We start from the raw sequence: 22,669 nt of genomic DNA, 5'->3' as shown, positions 1-22,669 counted from the left end.
TTGTCCATGAAAATCAGCACATATTTTCTACCGAAAAAGACGTGCTCGGCAGTAGCTCAGCGGTCGCATGCCTGGCAGGCCGCGCCCTCCAAACTGCATTGCTTAGGTGGCTTGAAACGAAGTAAGCTCGCCGTGGACGGCGCGCTATTCAGGCGGAGGAGGCACGGTGCCGGCAGCCTCGTGGCCAAGGCCGCGCACCGCCACCGGGCCGAAGCCCAGGTAGTCGCAGGAGGTAAGCTGGTAGTACACGCCGTCGACCACGCCCTGGGTGGCGACGGCCCAATCGTGGGGGCGATGCAGGTGGCCATACACGCAAGCGACGGCGCCGGAAGCCGCGATGCGCCGGGCAAACTCGGTAGGCCGATGATCGAGGAATGGCGGGTAATGCACCATGACGACAATCGGCTTGGCGCCGGCGGCCAGCTTGCGCGCGGCCTGGAGCGCCAGATCGAGCCGGATCAGCTCGCGGTTATACACCACCTGATCTTCGTCGGGCTTGAAGCCGGGGGTATCGGGGGTGATCCAGCCACGCGTGCCACACACCACCACATCGCCAAGATCAAGCGCGTCGCCCTGGACCACTGCCAGCGAAGGCGGGAGCTGGCGGCGCACCCGCCCGGTGCTCTCCCACCAGTAGTCGTGGTTGCCGCGCGAAAGCACCTTGCGCCCCGGCAGCGCGTCGATCCAGGCTAGGTCGGGCAGGGCTTCGGGCAGCTTAAGCGCCCACGAAATATCGCCGGCGATCAGCACGGTGTCGGCGTCGCGCACGCGCGCGCGCCACGCCGCCGCCACGCGCTGCGGGTGCTGTTTCCAGCGGTCGCCAAAGATATCCATTGGCTTTGGCTTCACCGACGAAAGATGCAGATCCGAAATAGTCCATATCACGGCGCTATGATACCAGAGGCTTGGCGGCTTGCCAAACGCGGTGCGTGACAAACATCATAGTGCTGGCGCCGGCGCGCTTTTATAATAGACTTCATTGGACATACAATGGGGGAACCGATGAACAAGCTCGAACTGCTCAAGCGCGTCACCGCGTTTCGGCGGCTTAGCAGCGAACAGCTGGCGCTCCTGGCGCGCAGCGTCGGGTCGCGGGCATTTCAGCGCGGCGAGATCATCTTCCACCAGGGCAGTATCGGCAGCACACTGTATATCATCGTAGCCGGGCAGGTGCGGATCTACACCACCAGCGAGGCCGGGCAGGAGCTGACGGTGACGCTGTTTCGCGACGGCGACTTCTTTGGCGAGATGGCGCTGCTCGACGGCCAGCCGCGCGCCGCTAGCGCCGAGGCTATGTGCCACACCACCACGCTGACGCTGCACCGCGCGGCGTTTCTCGACACCATCAACGCCTGCCCGCCGATCGCCGCCTCGGTGCTCGAGGTCATGGCCGCGCGCATTCGCCAGGCAAATATGGCCGCCGAGCAGCTGGCGAACATGTCGGCCTCGCAGCGCGTGGTGCGGCAGCTGCTCAGCCTGGCCGCGCGCTACGGCACCGCCGACGGCGGCGAGATCCGGATCGACATCCACCTGACCCAAGACGACCTGGCCAGCCTATCGGGCACCACGCGCGAGACCGTGAACCGCGTGCTCGCAAACCTGCGCGGCCAGGGCCTCATCCGCGTCGAGCGCGCGCGCGTCAGCGTGATCGATCTCGACCAGCTCGAACACTCCGGCGATTCGCCCGGCTAACGGACCTTTGAAGGCAAGGAGCTCGCCCATGCTGTACCTGTTCGTGTTCGCGCACCTCGTCGCCGATTTCGTGCTGCAGCCCTACTGGCTGGTGTTGCGCAAGCGCCGGGTGGACGGCCTGCTGATCCACTGCGCGATCGTGCTCGGCTGCATGCTGACGCTGCCACTGCTCGACCGCGCGGCGCTGGCGCTCGTCCCCGCGATGCTGGCGATCACCGCCGTGCACTTCGCGGCCGACTGGTGGAAGGTACGGTTTGGCGATCGTATTCCTGGGCCGCCGATCGGGCCATTTCTGCTCGACCAGCTGATCCACCTGGCAACGCTGATCGGGGTGCTGAGCCTGGCGCTGGCGCAGGCGCAGGTATGGCAGATCAGCGCCTCACCATTCGCACGGCTGGCGCTCTACGGCTCGGCCTACATTATCGCGGCATTCGCCACGCCGATCGGCGTGATGATCTGGCTGGATCCGGGCTTCTCGAACGCGGCGCTGGCCGGCGGCACGCGGCTGCGCAGCGTGCTGGCCGGGGCCTCGGCGGTGTCGCTCGCGATCTTCGGCGGCTTGCTGGCGCTGCCCGCCACGCTGATCGGGATGACCATGCTGGCACGCCACCCGCGCTCGAACCACCCGCTCGATCTGCCGGCGGGTATGCTCGCAGTGCTGTGCGTGGGCGCAACAGTGGGCACAGTGCTGGCGCTGCTGCAGTAAGGGGGTGGCTTCGCCACCCCCGACCCACACGGCAGCCTATGTTTTCATCCCAGCTTGGCGCTACTCGAGGTAGCCGCGCAGGTGGCGGCCATATGCCGGATGGCGCAGCTTACGCAGCACACGGGCCTCGATCTGGCGGATCCGCTCGCGCGTGATGCCAAACTCGCGGCCAACCTCTTCGAGCGTGCGATACTGTCCGTCGGCCAGGCCATAGCGCAGCTGAATAATCCGCCGCTCGCGCTCGGGCAGCTTCTGCAAGGCGATATCGATCTGCTCGCGCAGCAGGTGCTTGGCAGCCTGATCGAGCGGCAGCGCGCCAGCCCGGTCTTCGATAAAATCGCCCAGCACTGCGTCGCCCTCGGCGCCAACCGGCGACTCGAGCGAGAGCGTCTGACGCGAGGCCTCAAGCGCGCGGCGCACCTTTTCGCCCGACAAGCCCAGCTCAAGCGCCACTTCGTCGGGGGTAGGCTCGTGCTCCATCGACTGCTGCAGGCGGTTAGCCGTGCGCAGCACGCGGTTGATCGTTTCGCCGACATGCACCGGCAGGCGAATGGTGCGGCTCTGGTCGGCGATCGCGCGGGTGATCGCCTGGCGCACCCACCAGGTGGCGTAGGTAGAAAACTTAAAGCCGCGATGATAATCGAATTTTTCGGCGGCGCGCATCAGGCCGATATTGCCTTCCTGGATAAGATCGAGGAACGACAGGCCGCGGCCAAGGTACTTTTTCGCGATCGAGACGACCAGGCGTAGATTCGCCTGGATCAGATGCTCACGGGCTGCCTGGCCCTCGGCCGAGCAGCGGAGCAGCTCGGCGCGCTCGCCGGCCTCACAATCGCCACCCGCCAGCCGCGTGTCGGCCTGCTCGCCTGCCTCGATCTGCCGCGCCAGACGCTGCTCTTCAGGCGCGCTCAGCAGCCCGACGCGCCCGATCTCGCGCAGGTAGATCCGCACCGGGTCGTCGGCGGCAATGCCCTGCTCATCGAGGCCGGCATCAAGATCATCGCCGAGCGCCTCGTCGTCGGCTGCCACAGTGGCGTATGGATCGAGCTCGGCGCTAGACGCACCAGTGGTGGGGCTAGCAGCGGAAGCGTAAGCGGGCGGTGCCAGGTAATCGTAGGCAGGGGCGGAGGCGAGGTGCCGCTTGTCGCGGGCCGTGGACAACAGCAGATCGAGTGTATCGTTCACTGGGTCCGGCTTTCTATTAAAACGGCCTGGCCATGTTATGCAAAGTGCACTATACCACAGAATCATGGCGGCTTCAAGGGGGTATTTTTTACGATTCTAGCACATACAACATTGCTTTAACGAATGGTGAAAGAATGCAGGGAAGATATCGCATGCAATGCTGAAAATCATTTTTTACCAGTTTCGGCGATACGGCGCAGCATCGGCGCGGTATACGCGTGGCAAATTGCGATCGCCACCGCGTCTGCCGCGTCGTCGGGCTTGATAATCGTCGGCTGCTTCAGAGTCAGCCGCACCATCTCCTGCATCTGTTTTTTATCGGCGCCGCCGTAGCCAGCAACCGCCTGCTTCACGGCTGTGGGCTTGTACTCGTGGGTTGGCACGCCGGCCTGCGCAAGCGCCAGCAGCGCCACGCCGCGGGCCTGGCCGACATGGATGGCGGTGTTGACATTCTTGCCGAAGAACAGCTCCTCGATCGCCGCAGCGCCGGGGCGGTACTGTTCGAGCAGCGCCTGTAGGCCGTTATACAGCGACAGCAGGCGCTCTTGCTGCGGCAAGCCGGCCGGGGTAGTAAAAGCGCCGCAGGCCACCAGCACGAGCGCGCCGGTCTGCTCGTCGACGATGCCCCAGCCCATGATCGCGGTGCCTGGGTCGATCCCTAGTGTTCGCATAGTTTCCACCGGCGAAAGACGAAAGACGAAAGACGAACATACATTGTCGTACATCATCCTTCGTCTTTCGTCCTTGGTTCTTGGTCGTTACGTTAACTGTTCGCAAACTGCTCGGCCAGCTCGTCGGTGACTTCGAGGTTGCTATACACCTTCTGCACATCGTCGAGGTCTTCGAGCTTTTCGATCAGGCGCATTACGCGCAGGCCATCTTCGACCTCGGGGTTGACGGTGGTTGTGGCGAGCATGGTTTTCTCGGCGCCGGTGAGCGGCAGCCCGGCGGCAAGCAGCGCCTGGCGCACCGCCGCGAGCTGTTGAAACTCGGTGTACACCTCGATCGCCTCCTCGCCGACCTCGACGTCATCGGCGCCAGCGTCGATCGCGGTGAGCATGACCTCGTCGGGATCGAGCTTTTTGGCGTTCAGATCGATCGTAATCAGGCCTTTGGTTTTGAACATCCAGCCGACCGATCCTGGCTCGCCAGGGTTGCCGCCGGCCTTGCTCAGCGTGGCGCGAACCTCGGAGTTGGTGCGATTACGGTTGTCGGTGGCGGTTTCGATCATCAGCGCGACGCCGCCGGGGGCGTAGCCCTCGTAGTAGATCTCTTCAAGCTTGGCCTCGCCGCCCTTACCCATGCCGCGGTCGATCGCGCGCTGGATGTTATCGGCGGGCATGTTATTGGCCTTGGCTTTATCAACTGCAATGCGCAGGCGAAAGTTCCCGTCGGGGTCGCCGCTGCCCCCTTCGCGCGCCGCAATCGTAATATCGCGCGCCAGCTTGGTGAACAGCTGGCCGCGCTTTTGATCGAGAATGCCTTTGGAGCGGCGAATCGAGTGCCATTTCGAGTGGCCGGACATAACACGAGCCTCCTGTGTTGTTTGCTGGCCATATTATAGCACAGGCGCCAGCGCGACGAACAACGAGCCCTGGAGCGGTGTACCGCCCCAGGGCTCGCGTGCCGTTTGCAGGGGTTAAGCGATCGGGTTTGGCACATCCGTGAGCGGCGCCGTGGCGCTGCCATTGCCATTCAGGCTCACCACCGGCTCGGGCAGCTGGAGCAGCTTCACGCGGCCCAGCAGCTCGCGCAGCCGGTCGCCGTCGATCGTCTCGTACTCGATCAGCGCGCTCGACATATCGTTCAGCACAGCGCGGTTGGTGGTAAGGATCTCGCGGGCGCGGCCGTAGGCCTCATCGACGATCCGGTGCACCTCGCCGTCGATCGCGCGGGCGACATCGTCGCCGTAGTTGCGCTGCTCGCTGATCTCACGGCCGAGGAAGATCAGCTCGTCCTTCTCGCCGAAGGCGATCGGGCCAAGCTTCTTGCTCATGCCATAGCGCGTCACCATCGCGCGGGCGATCCGCGTCACGGTGGTAATATCGCTCGACGCGCCGGTGGTCACATCGCCGAAGACGATCTCCTCGGCCACGCGGCCGCCCAGCGCCACGGCCAGCTGCGCCTCGAACTGCGACACGCTCATGTAGTTGCGGTCTTCGTCGGGCAGGAACAGGGTGTAGCCACCGGCCCGGCCGCGCGGAATAATCGTGACCTTCTGCACGCCGTCGGCCTTGGGCATACCGCCGCCGACAATCGCGTGGCCGGCCTCGTGGTAGGCCGTGATCAGCTTCTCGCGCTCGGTCATCACGCGGCTGCGGCGCTCGGGGCCACCCATCGCCACGCGCTCGATCGCGTCTTGTAGCTCGGCCATGCCGATCTTCTTCTTCGAGCGGCGCGCCGCCAGGATAGCGGCCTCGTTCACCGCGTTGGCCAAGTCGGCGCCCGAGAAGCCCGGCGTCTGGCGCGCGATCACCTCGAGGTTGATATCGTCGGAGAGCGGCTTGCCCTTGGTGTGCACCTTGAGCACGGCCACGCGGCCCTTCACGTCTGGGGCATCAAGGATCACCTGGCGGTCGAAGCGGCCGGGCCGGATCAGCGCCGGGTCGAGCACGTCGGGGCGGTTAGTGGCGGCGATCACGATCACATTGGTGTTGGTATCGAAGCCGTCCATCTCGACCAGGATCTGGTTCAGCGTCTGCTCGCGCTCGTCGTGCGAGCCGCCGAGGCCAGCGCCGCGCTGGCGGCCGACCGCGTCGATCTCGTCGATGAACACGATGCAGGGCGCATTGCGCTTGGCCTGGTCGAACAGGTCGCGCACGCGGCTTGCGCCGACGCCGACGAACATCTCGACGAACTCCGAGCCGGAGATCGAGAAGAACGGCACGCCGGCCTCGCCCGCCACCGCGCGTGAAAGCAGCGTCTTGCCGGTTCCGGGAGGGCCGACCATCAGCACGCCGCGCGGGATGCGCGCGCCCAGCGCCGCGAACTTATCGGGGAACTTCAGGAACTCGACCACCTCGGTCAGATCCTGCTTGGCCTCTTCCTGGCCGGCCACATCGGCGAACGTGATCGTCGGCTTATCGCCCGAGAACATGCGCGCCCGGCTCTTGCCAAACGACAGCGCCTGGTTGTTCGAGCCCTGGGCCTGGCGCATGAAGAAGATGAAGAAGCCGATCATCAGCAGCACCGGCAGCAGGATGGTGAAGATATTGAGCAGCCCGCCCCAGGCCGGCGCCGGCTGCACCAGCACATTCACCGCCTTGGGATCGACGCCCGACTGCACCAGCAGGTTGGTGATGCTGTCGTTGGCCTCGAGCCGCGAGCGATAGCGCTGCTTGGGGTTATCCTTCAGGGTAAAGAAAATATCGTTACTTGCCGACTGCGGCTCGATCCGGTCGATCTTGCCGTCTTTGGCAAGCGAGATCACCTCGGTGATACCCTTCTCATCCGGCGCGTTTTGCTGGTTGTTGAAGTAGTTGAAGAATAGCGCCAGCGCAGCTACCAGAATGATGAGGTAGACAAAGCTATTCTTGAGCCATCGGTTATCGCCCATAATCGTGTTCCGCTCCCCTCTCAGGAGCCAGGCTCCTCACTAGAAGGCACAGTGCAGCGAAAAAGCTCGCCATTTGTCAATGCGGCCATTATAGCAAACCAGTATGGCCCCCGACAAGGTAACGAGATCACAGATTAACGACAACCTTAGCGCTGTTTTGCAATTTCTAATGTAGTACTCACATTGCCAGCGCCAGGCTACGCGGCGCGCGGTTCGCCACGCGCCGGCTACTCCGCGTAGATCTCCTGCTTCAGCACGCCGATGTACGGCAGGTTGCGGTAGTGCTCGCCGTAGTCGAGGCCATAGCCAACCACAAATTCGTTCGGAATATCGAAGCCAAGGTAGTCGACCGGCACATTGGTGACGCGGCGATCGGGCTTGTTGAGCAGCGAGCAGATCCGCAGGCTGGCGGGGTTGCGCCGCAGCAGCTGGCTGCGCAGGTATTCGAGCGTCAGGCCGCTATCGATGATGTCTTCGACGATCAGCACATGCCGGCCGGCGATGTCGGTGTCGAGGTCTTTGAGCAGGCGCACAACGCCGCTTGAAGCCGTGCTGTGGCCATAGCTCGAGGTAGCGATAAAGTCGATCGCCAGCGGCATCGGGATGGCGCGCGCCAGATCGACCATGAACATCATGCAGCCCTTCAGCACGCCCACCAGCAGCAGGTCGCCAAGCGGGGCGTAATCGTTGGCGATCTGCGCGCCGATCGCGCGCACTTTGGCCTGCAGCTCCTCCGACGAGATCAGGATTTTATCAATGTCGCGATCCATGAGTCCAGACTCCATAATGTGCACACCTCGATCAGATTGCAGGGATGACGCGGTGGCCCGCGTCCAGGCTTACGGTGTTTCGGCAGTGGGTCAGGCCGGTGCAGCGTCGCGCAATACATCGACACGCACAACCTGGCGGCTGGCCGGATCAGCCAGGTACGGCGCGGCGGCGCGCACGCCCACCAGCCACACCAGCGCGTCACCAGCTACCACGATCGGCCAGGCGGCGCGCAGCGCCTGCGGAATGCGCGCATCGACCAGCAGATCCTGCACGCGCCGGCTCATTCCAGCGGCGATCGGCAGCCGGTCGCCGGGCTGGCGGCGGCGTGCGCCGAGCGGCCCCGGCAAGCGCTCGGCGTCGAGCAGCAGCGACCACGGATCGCGCGCCTGGGGCGATCCCGCGCCGCGCGCCACCACGATCGACCAGCCAGCGCCTAGCGCGACGGCGCCGTGCTCGGGCAGGCCGAGCGACGCGCCAGGCAACTGCGGACCGTCGAGCGGGGCGGGCGCGCCGAGCGTGAACGAGCCGCCATAGCCTACCAGCAGCGCCGCGCCTGGCAGGGCGACGCGGCGGCCAACAGCGCCGCCGATCAGCGCGCGCGCCTGCTCGACATGGTCGAGCGTCAGCGTTTCGCCAGGCGCCAGCAGCGCGTGGGCGCGCCGCAGCGCTGCGCGCTGCAGCGCGGGGTGTAGCGCGCGCCAGGCCGCTCCGTCGATATCAACGCCGTCGGGGCGGATCCGCGCCAGCGCAGGCCAGGCGCGATCCAGCTCGGCGGCGAGAAACGCCTGATCATCGGCGCAGATCTGGGCAGTACGACCAAGCGCCGCGACAATGTGCGGATTATACTCGATCAGGCGCGGCAGCAGATCGTGGCGAATGCGATTGCGCGTCGCCAGCCAATCGTGGTTGCTGGGGTCGCGGCGCGGGTCGAGCCGATGCTCCGCGCAGTAGCGCTCGATCGTATCACGATCGACGTGGAGCAGCGGGCGAATCAGCGATGGCGAGGCGGGCGCGCTGTGGGGCGAGGCCGCCAGATCGCCCTGCCCGCCTGGGTTCCACGCCTCCCAGGCCACAACCGGCCGCATGCCCGCCAGGCCCTCGGGGCCGGCGCCGCGCAGCAGGTGCAGCAGCAGCGTCTCGGCCTGGTCGCCGGCGTGGTGGGCCACCGCTACGGCCTGCGCGCCTGTGTCGCGCGCCACCTCGGCCAGAAAACGGTAGCGCGCCTGGCGCGCCGCAGCGTGCAGGTTGAGCCGCTCGCGCGCGGCCAGCGCCGGCACATCCTTCGCCGCGACGGTGGCGGGCACGCCCCAGGCGCGCGCCAGATCGGCGACGAACTGGGCCTCGGCGGCCGACTCAGCGCCGCGGATCATGTGGTCGAGATGCGCGACGTGCAATCGCGGGGCGGCGGGGTACAGGGCGCGCAGCACGTGCAGCAGGCACAGCGAGTCGGGGCCGCCCGATACCGCCACCACCACAGGCGCGTCGGAAGCGAGCATCTGGTGCGCCGAGATCGCGGCGCGGACGGTAGAGCGAAGATCCGGCATTCGCTATTCTCAACGCTGGCGCTAGCGGCCAGGCTGATCGCGCAGGCGCAGCACGTACAGCGTCAGGCCATTCTGGGGCACCGGCTGGCCGTCGACATTGGTGGCGACCGCCGGCTGGCTGACCCAGCCAAGCAGGTAGATGCCCTCCGGCGCATTCGGGGCATTGGGCGAGCCAGGGCTACCCAGGCGTGAAAGATCGCGATCGAACAGCATATTCATCATCGGCTGGCGGTCGAACACACCCGAGGCGCCTAAGTCGAGCGCCGACGGAAAATTCGCCTGGGCATCTTCGGGGCGAACCTCTTTGCTCACGCCAGGCGCGAGCGTGCCGAGGCGTACAAACGTGTTGCCGCGCACCAGCACGGCATCGTCGAGCGCCACCGCGCCCGAGTTACGGATCTCGCCGCGCATGCCCTGCGCCTCGCCTGCAAGATTGCTCTCGACCTGCGGCGGCACATCGACGGTGGCCTCGGCGACAAACATCGTCACCGAGGCAATATCGGCGAGCACGGCGACCGACGGTGCGCCGGCCTCGTCGACGCGCACCGGCTCGAAGCGCGCGTTGAGAAATAGCTGGGTTGGGCCGCCCGTCACCAGCGTGGCCTGCGGAAACGTGAGCGCATATGAGGCGCGCTGGGGCGAGAACAGGCCGATAAACGACGTGGCCAGGCCACGGCGCTGGCCCTCGCTGCTCTCGACAATTGCCAGCTGGTTGTATTGCGCGGTGCCGCCGCGCAGCAGCGTACCGACGATATACAGGCCACCAGTGAACAGCAGCACCACCACGGGCACGGTGATCCAGGCGAGCTCGAGCCGGCGTACGCGCCGCAGCACAACATAGTTGAGCGGGCCAATCACCAGCACGTAGCCCAGCACAAACAGCAGCAATGTCCAGGGCGAGGGCAGGTTCAGCGAGGGCAGCTTGAGCACGCCACGGTCGAGCAGGTTGAACTGGCTGAGGCGCGAGCTGGCGCCTGGCCTGAGCGGCTGCAGATCGCGCAGCACCTGGCCCCAGAGCGCGGGCTCGCCGGGCCAGCCGCGCAGCGAGGCCAGATCAAACGCGCTGAACGTCACCAGCCCAGCGCCGTAGCCATGGCGGAACAGCAGGCTGGCGCCCGGCGGCAGGAGCTCAGCGTCGGGGCGTGGCTGCGCGCGGCTGAGGGTTGTGCCGGCGGGCAGGCTGGCCGCATCGGCGCCGGCCAGCGTGGCGAGCGGCGCGATATCGCCCTGCGCCAGAGCGCCAACCGACTGCACCGGCAGCAGGTCGGCCAGGCCGCCTGCAGCGGCCGCAGCATTGGCGCCGCCGCCGACAACCAGCTGGCCGCCCAGGCTGACCCAGATCGCCAGCGCCTCGCGCTGAGCCGGCGCCAGCACAGCGCTATCGATATCGTGGAAGAACAGCGCGTCGAGGCCACGCAGCGCCCCGACCGTCTCGGGCAGATCGCTGACGGCGATGTGGCGCACGCGCGCGCCCGAGAAGCCATTGATCTGCACTGCATCGAGCGCATTGAGCAGGGCCGGGTCGCTGCTGACGACGCCAATCAGAAAGATGCTGTCGTCGACGGCGTCGATCGACACGTCCTGCGATGCCAGCTCAGTTGCGCCATCGAGCAGCCGCACACGGCCATTCGGCGAGTAGACGGCGCTATAGGCATCGAGCACCACGCGCTTACGCGAGCCGCGCGGCAGATCGACCGCGCGCCGAAACACCTGCTCGTCGAAGCGGCCCGGCAGCGACCACTCAAGCTCGGCGCGCAGATCGGGGCCATCGTTAGCCACATCGACAACCACGGGGAACCACTCGCCCAGGCGGTAGCTGCCATCGTAGCCCGCGCGCACCTGCAGCGTCACCGGCGACTGCGCCAGCGCCAGCGGCAGCGCGGCGGCGCCTGTGCATAGGCCCGCCAGAACCGCAAGCAGGAGCAGCCATGGGCGCGCGCGGCGCAACACAGATAGCGGCATACGCACCTAGGACTCGGAGCGGCGGCGCATCAGCCGCTCGCGGCGGGCATTGCGCCGTAGCAGCGCCTGCATCTGGCGGCGCATCAGCGTAGGCATGCGCGTGTTCACCTCGCGCTCGACCTGCACAGGCAGCTCTTTCTGGGTATACTCGGCGAGCTTTTCAGCCAGCAGCGCCTCAACGCGGCTGGTATCCGCCAGCTCGCCGCGGCGCTCTTGCACCGTGTGATACTCCTTCAGCAAGGTCAGCACGTCCTTCTGGGTACGCTCTTTCTCGCGCTTCTTGAAATCGGTAAGGTAATCGTTGATCGTCGTGGCGACATTGCGCGGGTCGGGCACATGCTTAAAGGTGAACTTGCCGCCGCCGCCGCCCGTCTCGATAAACACATCGCCGTAGCCGAGAATGCTCTCGACAAAGCTGACATCGAACGACACGTCCTGGATGCGGTCGAGCGGGGCGCTGCGCGTGCTCTCGGGGCCAAACGGGCGCTTATCGACATCGACGATCTTATCGCGCTGGAGGATATATTTATCGTGCTCATGCTCTTCGCGCACCCAGATAATGCGGCCGATGCAGCCAAGCGCGATCGGCAGCCAGATCAGCAGCGCCCAGCCGCCACCGATCAGCTCGAGGCGCGAGGCAATAATAAGCAGCACCGACGAGAGCAGCAAAATACCGAAGGGGCGCAGCATGGCCAGCACCAGAAAGATCCAGAATGGCCGCCACGTCACTTCTTCCTTTTCGTAGTTGATCTCGGGGTTGGTCGAGAACAGCCAGGGAATTGGTCCAGGGCGCTCTTCGACATGAATAGGCGCCTCGCGCTTCTTGTCGGGCTTCTTGCCGTAGACCTGATCTTCGATGATCTGGCGCAGCAGCTCGGGCTCGTTCTGCTTGCGCAGCTTGCCAAGCTCGGCGCTGATCTTCTGCTGCATGAGGGCAGGGTTGGCGGCCCACTCGAACAGCAGCTTGCGCACACTCAGCGAGCCGACGACGAGCTTGCCATAGGCTACCGCAGGCTTCTCGGGCGGCTTGGTTTTGAGCAGGCCGAGCCTGAAGCGCAGCTGATCGCGCCAGAGCGCAAGCTGGCCAAGGAAGTAGGCGAAATAGCTATCGGCGCTGAGGTTCACCTGCTGGATGTTTTCGAGCAGGATCTCCTGCTTGACGTGCCGCACCAGCAGCTGCGTATCGTCGTAGATCACGCGGGTGTTAGTGAGGATCAGGAAATCGTTGGCCCAGTCGATCGTCAGGTAGACCAGCGTACCGAACGCGACCAGGGCGACCAGAAACAGCAGCAGGTTGATCAGGTCGGCGCCGGCGGCGCTGGCCTGATCGATATAGAAAACGCGCCCGCCCTGGTAGCGAAAGTAGATCATCAGCGCAAGCGTGGCCATAGCCAGCAGCAGCAGCGTATCGGCGGAGATGCCGAAGCGGCCTGGCTTCTTTTTCTTCTTTGGATCGCTGTTGCCGCGAAACCAGACGAACAGCAGCCCGCCGATCAGCGCCAGGAAGAAGATATTAATCACATCGACCAGGCGGCCAGTCGGGGCGACGTCGCGCTGGAAGAACTGGCCGCCGACGAGGCGATACAGGGCCAGGCCAAACGTGAGGGCGGCGATCAGCAGCGGGATGAAGATCCGCTGCAGCAGCAGAATCCAGTGGCGGCGCGTGTAGTGGAGGATCTGTTCGCCTTCGTCCAGCTCCAGATCAACATTGGGCTTCAAGAACCCGAGCATGGAGAACCTCCTCGGCCAGCATGTATGCGAGACTGTATAGATGCTATAACAGAGCGATTGAGCGGAGAGCCGCCGGTCATCCTGATGCGCTCCGGGGCCACCCCACAGGATCAGTATCTCTGCTCTCCGCGAGCGAATTAGGTAGCGCTGCAAACCGTCACGCTAGTGGCCATCGGCATAGGCGCCGCGCAGTTCGGCCGGCAGCAGCGCGGCGACCTGGCGCATCAGCTCGTTGGTAGCCCGCTCGCGCGCGTCGCGCGGGGCGGCGTGCTCGGCCGCGCCGAGCCGGAATGGCTTGCCCACCGTGACGGTAACGCGCGGGAAGCCCAGCCACGGAAAGCGCCGCATAAACACGCGCGGCGTGCCGGTAAGCGCCACGGGCACGATCGGCGCGCCGCTCTTGAGCGCCAGCAGCGCGGCGCCGCCGTGCGCCCGCGCCAGCCGGCCATCGTGGCTGCGCGTGCCCTCGGGAAACAGGCACAGCAGCCGGCCGCGCCGCAGCGCCTGCTCGGCCAGCTGCATGGCGTGGCGGTCGGCCGCGCCACGGCGTACGGTAAACGCGCCAACCATGGCCATAAACGGCCTGAGCGGGCCACGAGCGTTTTCGACCTTTGACATCAGCACGATCGAGCGTGGCAGCACGCCCACAAGCACGCCCGGATCGATGGCGGCCAGGTGATTGCTGACGACAATGCCGGCACCCTGGCGCGGCAAATGCTCGATGCCCGAGACGCGCGCGCGCATGAGCACGCGCATCAGCGCCCGGATCAGGCACCGTACAAAGCCATACCCCAACCGCTCGCGCCACCCTAGCTCTGGCATGCCAGCCCCAATACACCAGCGCAGCCGCCGCGCCGCTATGAATTACGCCGCAGTGCGCCCAAGCTGCGCGATGATCAGCTCGACCTCTTGCTCGGGCAGCAGCGTGTCGTTGTTCAGCACCAGCGCGTCGGGCGCGCGGCCCATCACGTGCTGGTCGAGCGCGTCGCGGCGTGCCACGTCGGCGGTGACCGCCGCCACGTCGGCGGCCATGCCGCGCCCGCGCAGCTCGGCCACACGCCGCTCGGCGCGGGCGCCCAGCGACGCGTCGAGATAGATCTTGAGCCGCGCCTCGGGCAAGACGATCGTGCCAATATCGCGGCCGACCATCACCACACGGCCGCGCATGCCGATCGCGCGCTGGCGCCCGCGCATGACCTCGCGCACCGGCGCGTGGCGCGCCGCCTGCGAGACATGCCGGTCGACCTCGGGCCGGCGCAGATCCCACGTGACATCGGCGCCATCGACCAGCACGGTATACTGGCGGCCGTCATCGGCAGTGGGCGGCTGAATATCGATCGCTAGCTCGCGCGCCAGCTCGGCCAGCGCTGCGGCGTCATCGAGATCGACCTCGCGCCGGAGCGCGGCCCAGGTGAGCGCGCGATACATCACTCCGGTGTCGAAATACAGGTACCCCAGCCGCCGCGCCAGAAGCTCACCGAGTGTGCTCTTGCCAGCGCCAGCCGGGCCATCGATCGTGATCGTGTCGGGCATGGTCATAGTAACTATCGTCCGCGTGCATTCCGCGTTATTGTAGCATGGCGGCGCACGTGCAAGCAAGCCTCTGTAATCTATTTTATAATACGCGCGACGTGATCACACCGTTCGCCACCCTCGGTAAACGCTTGACAGCCTGGCGCGCGGCGGCGCTGCTGGCGCTGGTTATGATGCTGGGCGGCTACTTCGCCACGCTGAACCTGTTCGGCTGGGATGCGGATACCGGCCAGCACCCCGACGAGCGCTTCATGGCGCTGGTGGCCGCACGGCTGGGCTCGCCCGGCAGCCTGGCCGAGTACCTCGACTCGGCGCGCAACCCGCTGAACCCGCGCAACGCCGGTTTCCCTTTTTATGTGTATGGCCTGCTACCGCAGACGCTGGTGCATTATACCGCCGCGCTGCTCGCGCCCGCCGCGCCGGATACCGGCGCGCCGCAAGCCGGTAACGCCGATGGCCTGGATGTCGCGCGCTACCTGCTCGTGCTCAAGATCGGCCGCGCCTGGTCGGCCGCGTTTGCGCTGCTGAGCATAGCGCTGGTGTTTCTGCTGGGGCGGCGGCTGTATAGCACCAGCGCCGGGCTTCTGGCGGCGGCGCTGCTGGCGCTATCGGCGCTGCCGATCCAGATTGCGCACTTCTTCACCGTCGACTCGGCGGCGGCATGCTTCGCGCTGCTGAGCATGTACTGGGCGGTGCGGCTGGCGCAGGGCGGCGGCCGGGGCTGCGCGCTGGCGCTGGGCCTGAGCATCGGCGCGGCGGCGGCTTCGCGCCTGACGCTGGCGACGCTGGGGCTGCTGGCGCCGCTGGCGCTGGCGCAGTGGCTGTGGGCCACTGCGCCGGGCCGGCCGCCGCGCCGCGCGCTGCTGGGCGCGGCCGGGCTGCTGGCGCTGGCCGGCTTCGCCGCGCTCGCGAGCTTTCGCCTGCTCCAGCCCGACGCCTTTGTCGGCAGCTGGCTGCTCGACATCCGGCCCGAGCCGCGCTTTGTCGCCAACCTGCGGGCGGTGAACGCGATAGTCGCCGGGCAGATCGACTCGCCGCCAAGCCAGCAGTGGGTCGGCCGGGCGCGCTACTTGTTCCCGCTGCAGAACATGATCGCCTGGGGCATGGGCGCGCCGCTGGGCCTGGCGGCCTGGGCCGGCTGGGCCTGGGCCGGCTGGCAGCTGCTGCGCCACAGGCAGCTTGCGCACCTGCTGCCGTGGGCCTGGGTCATACTTTTCTTTGGCTGGCAGGGTGGCATTTTCGGCGCGACCATGCGCTACTACCTGCCGCTGTACGGGCTGCTGGCGCTTTTCGCGGCGTGGGCGCTGCTCGGGCTGGCGCGCGGCGGGCCTGTGCTTGGCAGATTGCAGGCGGCAGCGTGGCGCTGGCTGCCGCTGGCCGCAGTGGCGCTGGCGACGCTGGGCTGGGCATATGCGTTTACGCGGATCTACGAGCGCCCACACGCGCGCGTCGCAGCGGCGCGCTGGGTGCACGCGAACATCGCGCCGGGCGCACGGCTGACGTGGGAGGAGTGGGACGACGCGCTGCCCTTGCAGATCGACGGCCGCGCGCTCGACGAGAGTAGACTGCTTATGACGCGCCCCTACGCCGAGGACGAGCCGGGAAAATACTTCGGCGCGCGCGACGCCAACGGCAAGTACTCGCCTGGCCTGCTCGACCAGCTCGACGCCGCCGATTATGTCGTGCTCAGCAGCAACCGCGTCTACGGCTCCGCCACCCGCCTGCCCATGCGCTACCCCGCGCTCACCCGCTACTACCACGCGCTCTTCGACGGCGACCTTGGCTTTGACCTCGTCGCCGATATTCACTCCTACCCCACGCTGTTCGGCCTGAGCATCCCCGACCAGAGCGCCGAAGAAGCCTTCACCGTCTACGACCACCCGCGCGTGCTGATCTTCAAGAAGACCGAGCGCTTCTCCCGCCAGCGCGCCGAGCAGCTGATCACCGCCGGCATCGCCTGGAGCGAGGTGTACAAGCTGCCGACGATCCGCGCCAGCCGCGTGCCTACCGCGCTGCGCCTCACCGATACGCAGCTCGAGCAGTACCGCGCGGGCGGGACGTGGGCAGCGCTGTTCGACCCGGCGAGCCTGGCGAACCAGCTGCCCTGGCTGGCCTGGCTGCTCGCGCTTGAGCTGCCCGGCCTGGCGCTCTTCGCCCTGCTGTTCCGCCACCTGCCCGGCCTGCCCGACCGCGGCTTCGCCCTGGCCAAAACGCTCGCCCTGCTGCTGCTCGCCTACGCCGCCTGGCTCCTCGGCAGCGCCCACCTGCTCGCCTTCGGCCCCACCAGCGTGTGGCTGTGCGCCGGCCTGCTGCTCGTGCTCGGCGCCGCCGCCGGCTGGCGCGCCCGCCACGAGCTGCGCGCCTTTGCCCGCGAGCGCCGCGCCGCGCTGCTGACTGCGGAAGGGCTGTTTCTGCTGGCCTACTTCGGCTTTGTGGTGGTGCGGGCGCTGAACCCGGACCTGTGGCACCCGGCGCGCGGCGGCGAGAAGCCGATGGACCTAGCGTTTCTGACGGCGGTGGTCAAGAGCCCGTTCTTCCCGCCCTACGACCCCTGGTTCGCCGGCGGGTTTCTCAACTACTACTACTTCGGCTTTGTGCTCGTCGGCGCGCTGGTGCACTTGACCGGCGTGCTGCCCACCACCGCCTACAACCTCGCCGTGCCCACGCTGTTCGCCCTCACCGCCCTTGGCGCCTGGGGCGCCGTGTATAACCTGCTCGCGCCGTCCGACAGCAACGCAGAGAAACAGGCCGACCAGGCGCCCGAGCCGGGCGGCGCGCGGCTGCTTGCTCGCGAGCGCCGCGCGATCGGCACCGGCCTGGCGGCTGCCGTATTTGTGGTGCTGCTTGGCCCGCTCACCCAGGCGCTGTGGTTTCTACCCGGCTCGGCCAATGCCGACGCAGGGCAGCCGGCCGCGTGCCAGGCAAGCAGCAGCTACGCCGCGCAGCAGAGCTGCCAGGGCCGCGCCGAGTGGGCCTTCTGGGACGCGACCCGGCTCGTTGGCATGCACGAAGGCGATAGCACGATCAACGAGTTTCCGTTCTTCACCTTCCTGTTCGCCGACCTGCACGCCCACATGATCGCGCTGCCGCTGGCGTTGCTGGCGCTGGCCCTGATGGTCGCCGCGGCCAGAACCGAGCAGCATACGCGCGAAGCCGGGCCATCGGCGCGGAGTGCCGGCGCGTGGCTGGCGATACTCGGCGCCCTGGCGCTGGTGCTGGGCGCGCTGCGGGCCACCAACACCTGGGATTTCCCGACCTACATGGCGCTGAGCTTCGTGACGCTGGGCTTCCTGGCGTGGCGCCGGCTCCAGCGCGGCGCGAGCCTGCCGCGCACCGCGATTGCATGGGTCGGCGCGCTGGCCGCGCTGCTGCTCGGCAGCACGCTGCTGTTCCAGCCGTTTCTGCGCAGCTTCGCCACCGACTACGCCGGCTTCGAGCTATGGCACGGCACGCGCACCTCGGCCGCCGATTTCCTGCGTATCAATGGGCTGTGGCTGTTCATGCTGCTGAGCGGCGCGGTGCTGCTGTACTGGCGGCGCGGCGCGCGCCCGGCGCTGCTGGCGCTGATCGGCGGCGCGCCGCCGCTGCTGGCGCTCGCCGCCGTGCTGCTGAACGCTGGCGCGCTCGTGCTGCTCGTGCCGCTGGCGATCGGCGCCGTCGCGATCGTGGTCGATCACCTGCTCGACACACCGGCCGCGCCCAGCCTGCCGGCCCCCGCCACACCCACCGACAGCGACGAGCCGTATGTCCAGCTCGAGCTGCCGTTGCTCGACGCGCCAGCGCCGCCGGCGCAGGAAGAGCTGCCGCCCGCGCCCGACGAGCCACGCGAGATCGCGCGGCTGCTGGGGCTCGCCTGGGGCATGTTCGGGCTGCTGATCGTGCTCGCGACCGAGCTGGTGGTCGCAAAGGGCGACATCGGCCGTATGAACACGGTGTTCAAGTTCGGCATGCAGAGCTGGACGCTGTTCGCGCTGGCGAGCGCGCTGGCGCTCGGCGCGCTGTGGCCGCTGGCCCTGCAGAAGCGCCACGCGCCGATCGGCTGGGGCTGGCGCGCTGTTGCCGCGCTGCTGGTGGCGGCCGCGCTGGTGTACCCGCTCAGCGCCACCCCGGCGCGCCTGGCCGATCGCATCGACGCCGGCATCGGGCCGACGCTCGACGGCACCGCGTTTATGCGCTCGGGCAACGCCAGCTGGGCCGAAAATGACCAGCAGTTCGACTTCGCCGAAGACGCGGCGGCGCTCGGCTGGATGCGCCAGAACATTGCCGGCAGCCCGATTGTGCTCGAAGCTCACACCGAGGCCTATCGCTGGGGCGGGCGCGTGTCGATCTACACCGGCTTGCCGACACTGCTGGGCTGGCCGTGGCACGAGACCCAGCAGCGCCAGGTGGCCGATGTCGGCCCCATTCTGTCGGGCCGCCAGAACACGATCGCCCAGCTGTACGGCGGCGCCGACCCGGCCGCGGCACTCCGCGACCTGCAGGCATATGGCGTCGAGTATGTCTACGTCGGCAAGCTCGAGCGCGCGCTCTACCCGGCCGCCGGCCTGGCGAAGTTCGACGCGCTGGCGCAGTCGGGCGCGATCGAGCAAGTGTACGCCGCCGGCCAGACGCGCGTCTATCGCGTGCCGCGCGGCGCCACTGCGCCAGCGGTTGCCTCGACCACGCTCGACACGAGGCCGCCGGCACCAGCCGTGCCGCAGACGACGCTCATGGCAGTGCCGGTGTATACACTGCCAGTGGTCGGCGAATACGCCTGGAACAAGCTCGCGCAGTCGGATGGCGCGGCGCTGGTGCTGTGGCTGCTGGCGTTCTACGCGCTGCTGGCGCTGGGCCTGCCGCTCGCGGCGCTGATCTTCGGGCGCATGGCCACTGGCCGCGCCGAGGCCGCCGGCGATGGCGGCTGGGCATGGGCGCGCCTGGTCGGCCTGCTGCTGCTAGGCTACGCGGTGTGGCTGCCGGCGAGCATGGGCCTATGGCAGTACAACCGCTGGGGCTTGCTGCTCGGGCTGGTGCTGGTGCTGGCGCTCGACGGCGCGCTGCTGGTGTGGGCCGGACGCCGCCGCATCGCCGCCGAAAAAGCCGCGCGCGCGCAGGCCGCCGACGAGGGCGAACCCACAGCCGAGCGCGCCGAGACGCCACTGCGGCAGGGCCTGGCCCTGCTCGGCGCGCACCTGCGCGCCCACGGCCGCGCGATAGCGGCCAGCGAGGCGCTGTTCCTCGGCGCGTTCGCGTTCATGGCGCTGCTGCGCGCCCTGAACCCCGACCTGTGGCAGCCCTTCTGGGGCGGCGAGAAGCCATTCGAGTTCGGCTTCCTCAACGCGATCCTGCGCAGCCCAACCATGCCGCCATACGATCCATTCCTCAGCGGCGGCAAGATCAACTACTACTACTACGGCCTGTTCCTGGCCTCGCTGCCGATCAAAGCCACCGGCATCAATCCGGCGGTTGGCTTCAACCTGGTGATCGCCACGCTGTTCGCGTTTACGCTCAGCGGCGCGGTGGCCGTCGCGACGCGGCTGAGCGGCCGGCTGCGCTACGGGCTGGCCGGCGGCGCGTTTGTGGCGCTGCTTGGCAACCTGGCGGCCGCCTTCCAAGTCGGCTGGGGCGCCGGCATTGGGCCAGTGCGCGAGGCGCTGGCCGGCGGCCTGGCCGGCTTCGGCGAGCGCCTGGGCTCGTGGTTCGTCGGCCCTTCGCGGGTGATTATCATCCCCGACAAGCTCACGACGATCAACGAATTCCCGTTCTGGAGCTACCTGTTCGCCGATCTGCACCCGCACCTGATCGCCATGCCGCTGGCGCTGCTGCTGATCGCGCTGGCGTTCGAGCTGTTCGATCGGCCCGAGCCGCGCGCCGCGCGCCAGCAGCCGGCGCTATTGGCCGATGGCTCTCGCTTCGCGGCGCGCGCCGCCGGCCTGCTGGCCGCCCTGACTCTGGGCGCCCTGGCGGTGACAAACTCGTGGGACCTGCCGACGTACGCGCTGCTGATCGCTGGCGCGCTGGCCGGGCGGGCCTGGCTCAGCGCGCCCTCCGGCCGCCACGTGCTCGGGCGCCTGGGGCTGGCCGCGCTCGAAGCCGCCGTGGTGGTAGCCGGCGCGCTGCTGCTGTACCTGCCATTCTTCCAGAACTACGTGCGCCCGGCTGGCGTTAGCGGCATCGGCCTGGTGCGCGACGGGTCGCCGCTGAGCGGGTTTGTGCTGATCTACGGGCTGTACCTGCTGATCCTCGGCCTGTGGGTGTTTGGCGTGGCCGCGCGGCTCTTCCGCAGGGTACGCCGCCCGGCGCCGGCGCCGCTCGCCGCCGACGCACCCGCCGAAGGAAATGCGCTGCTGGGCATTGCCGCGCGCCCGCCGTCCGGCACGCCCTGGCGAGGGGCCAGCCGGGCGCTGCTAATCGCCGGCGCGCTGATCATCCTGGTCGCAGCCTCAAGCGGCAGCGGCGCGGCGCTGATCTGGTCGAGCCCGCTGCTGCTGAAGGTCGCCCTGGTGCTGCTGCTATCCGCCGGCATTCCGGCGCTGCTGACGCGACGCCTGCCGCGGCGCGCCTGGTTTGTGCTGTGGCTGGCGGTGCTAGCCTGGGCCGTATCGCTGGGCGTCGAGCTGATCTACCTCCGCGACCATCTCGACGGCAGCGACTCGTACCGCATGAACACAGTATTCAAGTTCGGCCTGCAAGCCTGGATGCTCATGGCGGTGGCTGCCAGCGCGGCGCTGCCCTGGCTGGCGCGCGGCCTGCGCCGCGCCGGCGTAGTCGCCCAAACCCTCGCCTGGGCGCTGATCGTCGCGCTGGTGAGCCTCGCGCTGGTGTTCCCGCTGGCCGGCATCCCCAGCCGGCTGGCCTACCGCTTCCCCGAGTCGCCCGCGCCAACCCTCGACGGGCTGGCGTTCATGCGCCAGGGCGTGTTCGACCTGCTGCCCGAGTACATAGGCCAGCAGAACGGCGTGGTGCGCCAGATCAGCCTGAACGACGACCTCGACGCGATCGGCTGGCTCAACCAGAATGTGCGCGGCACGCCGATCGTGCTGCAGTCGGATCTGTGGTTCTACCGCACCTATGGCGTGCGCGTGGCGGCAAACACCGGCCTGCCGACGATCGTCAGCCCGCTGCACGCCAGCGAGCAGCACGACCCAGAGCTGGTGAGCGAGCGCGATGCCGATGTGCAGCTGATCTATAATTCGACCGACGCCGATACGGCGCTGCGGCTGCTGGCGAAGTATCACGTAGGCTATGTGTACATCGGCCAGATCGAGCGCGCTGCCTACAGCCCGGCCGGCATCGCCAAGTTCGAGCAGATGGCCGGGTCGTTCCTGAAGCTGGCCTACCACAACCCAACCGTCACCATCTACAAGGTCGATCCGAGCGTCTACACGCGTGTGCTGGCCGGCGACATCGAGCCGCCGCCAGCCGAGCCGGTGCCGCCCGCAACGCAGCCCGACGAGCCACAGACCGCGCCGCAGCCGCCGGCCGGCGATCAGGCGTCGCAACCGTCGCTCGAGTCGCTCGAGCAGCGGGTGAAGAACGACCCGACCGCCGCCGGGCCGGCGTTCGCGCTGGCCGAGCGCTACCGCGCGCTCAAGCGCCTCGACGATGCCGCCGCAGTGCTGGCGGTGGCCGCGCCGGCCCACCCCAACGACATAGCGCTCCAGCATCTGTGGGGCGATATTCTGCGCGACGCCAATCGGTTCGACGAAGCCGAGCAAGCTTATCGCGCAGCCATCGCCGCAGATGGCTCGGCCGGCAACTACAACAAGCTTGGCGTCGAGCTGATCAAAATGGGCCGGCTCGATCGCGCCGCCGAGGCGCTGAACCAGGCGCTGGCGATCGACGCGAACGCCCCCGAGCCGTACTTCCGCCTGGGCCAGCTCTACGAGCAGCAGGGCGATACCGAGAAGGCGCTCGAACAGTACCGCGCCTACCTGGCGATCGCCCCGCGCGACGCCCCCTACTACGCCGAGGCCAGCGCGGCGGTCGCGCGTTTGCAGAAGTGACGAA

At 67.6% G+C, this 22,669-nt stretch carries 14 protein-coding genes; 3 read left to right on the top strand and 11 right to left on the bottom strand.

What is annotated here, in order from left to right; genetic code table 11:
• Positions 1–144: 144 nt before the first annotated feature.
• The gene (locus U0177_RS09975) at positions 145–885 is read right to left on the bottom strand and encodes a metallophosphoesterase (protein WP_409570472.1); all 741 of its coding nucleotides are present in this window, start codon (positions 883–885) and stop codon (positions 145–147) included.
• A gap of 117 nt (positions 886–1,002) precedes the next feature.
• Between U0177_RS09975 and U0177_RS09970 the strand changes: the two genes are divergently transcribed.
• On the top strand, positions 1,003–1,692 hold the full coding sequence (locus tag U0177_RS09970) for a Crp/Fnr family transcriptional regulator (protein ID WP_409570471.1): 690 nt from the start codon (positions 1,003–1,005) through the stop codon (positions 1,690–1,692).
• Between the two features lie 28 nt (positions 1,693–1,720).
• Positions 1,721–2,398, top strand: coding sequence for a DUF3307 domain-containing protein (locus U0177_RS09965; protein WP_409570470.1), 678 nt, complete (start codon positions 1,721–1,723; stop codon positions 2,396–2,398).
• 60 nt (positions 2,399–2,458) lie between these two features.
• On the opposite strand, the gene U0177_RS09960 is transcribed toward U0177_RS09965, so the two are convergent.
• From U0177_RS09960 to cmk, 10 genes are all read right to left on the bottom strand, one after another.
• On the bottom strand, positions 2,459–3,583 hold the full coding sequence (locus tag U0177_RS09960) for a sigma-70 family RNA polymerase sigma factor (protein WP_409570469.1): 1,125 nt from the start codon (positions 3,581–3,583) through the stop codon (positions 2,459–2,461).
• Positions 3,584–3,750: 167 nt separating this feature from the next.
• Complete coding sequence (gene ruvC, locus U0177_RS09955; protein WP_409570468.1) at positions 3,751–4,254, bottom strand: crossover junction endodeoxyribonuclease RuvC; 504 nt, start codon at positions 4,252–4,254, stop codon at positions 3,751–3,753.
• A gap of 92 nt (positions 4,255–4,346) precedes the next feature.
• A complete protein-coding gene (locus U0177_RS09950; protein WP_409570467.1) occupies positions 4,347–5,108 on the bottom strand; it encodes a YebC/PmpR family DNA-binding transcriptional regulator in 762 nt (253 codons plus the stop codon).
• 114 nt (positions 5,109–5,222) lie between these two features.
• The gene (ftsH, locus tag U0177_RS09945; protein WP_409570466.1) at positions 5,223–7,139 is read right to left on the bottom strand and encodes an ATP-dependent zinc metalloprotease FtsH; all 1,917 of its coding nucleotides are present in this window, start codon (positions 7,137–7,139) and stop codon (positions 5,223–5,225) included.
• A gap of 227 nt (positions 7,140–7,366) precedes the next feature.
• Entirely contained in the window at positions 7,367–7,909 is a 543-nt protein-coding gene (gene hpt, locus U0177_RS09940) for a hypoxanthine phosphoribosyltransferase (protein WP_409570465.1), read from the bottom strand.
• Between the two features lie 90 nt (positions 7,910–7,999).
• The gene (gene tilS, locus U0177_RS09935) at positions 8,000–9,454 is read right to left on the bottom strand and encodes a tRNA lysidine(34) synthetase TilS (protein ID WP_409570464.1); all 1,455 of its coding nucleotides are present in this window, start codon (positions 9,452–9,454) and stop codon (positions 8,000–8,002) included.
• Positions 9,455–9,475: 21 nt separating this feature from the next.
• Entirely contained in the window at positions 9,476–11,416 is a 1,941-nt protein-coding gene (locus U0177_RS09930; RefSeq protein ID WP_409570463.1) for a hypothetical protein, read from the bottom strand.
• A 6-nt stretch (positions 11,417–11,422) separates the two neighbouring features.
• Entirely contained in the window at positions 11,423–13,147 is a 1,725-nt protein-coding gene (locus tag U0177_RS09925; RefSeq protein ID WP_409570462.1) for a PH domain-containing protein, read from the bottom strand.
• 162 nt (positions 13,148–13,309) lie between these two features.
• Positions 13,310–13,969, bottom strand: coding sequence for a lysophospholipid acyltransferase family protein (locus U0177_RS09920; protein WP_409570461.1), 660 nt, complete (start codon positions 13,967–13,969; stop codon positions 13,310–13,312).
• A gap of 42 nt (positions 13,970–14,011) precedes the next feature.
• The gene (gene cmk / locus U0177_RS09915; RefSeq protein WP_409570460.1) at positions 14,012–14,686 is read right to left on the bottom strand and encodes a (d)CMP kinase; all 675 of its coding nucleotides are present in this window, start codon (positions 14,684–14,686) and stop codon (positions 14,012–14,014) included.
• Between the two features lie 92 nt (positions 14,687–14,778).
• On the opposite strand from cmk, the gene U0177_RS09910 reads away from it, so the two are divergent.
• Complete coding sequence (locus tag U0177_RS09910; RefSeq protein ID WP_409570459.1) at positions 14,779–22,665, top strand: DUF2298 domain-containing protein; 7,887 nt, start codon at positions 14,779–14,781, stop codon at positions 22,663–22,665.
• The last annotated feature ends 4 nt before the right edge of the window (positions 22,666–22,669 follow it).

This window comes from Kouleothrix sp. (genome assembly GCF_046328425.1).
Taxonomy (GTDB): Bacteria; Chloroflexota; Chloroflexia; order Chloroflexales; family Roseiflexaceae; genus Kouleothrix.
This window is presented reverse-complemented; position numbering and strand designations above follow the sequence as displayed.

What these genes read in the sequence shown, in the direction of transcription:
- ruvC (WP_409570468.1), bottom strand. Translation starts at nt 4,254, where the DNA reads ATGCGAACACTAGGGATCGACCCAGGCACCGCGATCATGGGCTGGGGC.
- tilS (WP_409570464.1), bottom strand. Translation starts at nt 9,454, where the DNA reads ATGCCGGATCTTCGCTCTACCGTCCGCGCCGCGATCTCGGCGCACCAG.
- ftsH (WP_409570466.1), bottom strand. Translation starts at nt 7,139, where the DNA reads ATGGGCGATAACCGATGGCTCAAGAATAGCTTTGTCTACCTCATCATT.
- cmk (WP_409570460.1), bottom strand. Translation starts at nt 14,686, where the DNA reads ATGACCATGCCCGACACGATCACGATCGATGGCCCGGCTGGCGCTGGC.
- U0177_RS09970 (WP_409570471.1), top strand. Translation starts at nt 1,003, where the DNA reads ATGAACAAGCTCGAACTGCTCAAGCGCGTCACCGCGTTTCGGCGGCTT.
- U0177_RS09930 (WP_409570463.1), bottom strand. Translation starts at nt 11,416, where the DNA reads ATGCCGCTATCTGTGTTGCGCCGCGCGCGCCCATGGCTGCTCCTGCTT.
- U0177_RS09965 (WP_409570470.1), top strand. Translation starts at nt 1,721, where the DNA reads ATGCTGTACCTGTTCGTGTTCGCGCACCTCGTCGCCGATTTCGTGCTG.
- hpt (WP_409570465.1), bottom strand. Translation starts at nt 7,909, where the DNA reads ATGGATCGCGACATTGATAAAATCCTGATCTCGTCGGAGGAGCTGCAG.
- U0177_RS09920 (WP_409570461.1), bottom strand. Translation starts at nt 13,969, where the DNA reads ATGCCAGAGCTAGGGTGGCGCGAGCGGTTGGGGTATGGCTTTGTACGG.
- U0177_RS09925 (WP_409570462.1), bottom strand. Translation starts at nt 13,147, where the DNA reads ATGCTCGGGTTCTTGAAGCCCAATGTTGATCTGGAGCTGGACGAAGGC.
- U0177_RS09950 (WP_409570467.1), bottom strand. Translation starts at nt 5,108, where the DNA reads ATGTCCGGCCACTCGAAATGGCACTCGATTCGCCGCTCCAAAGGCATT.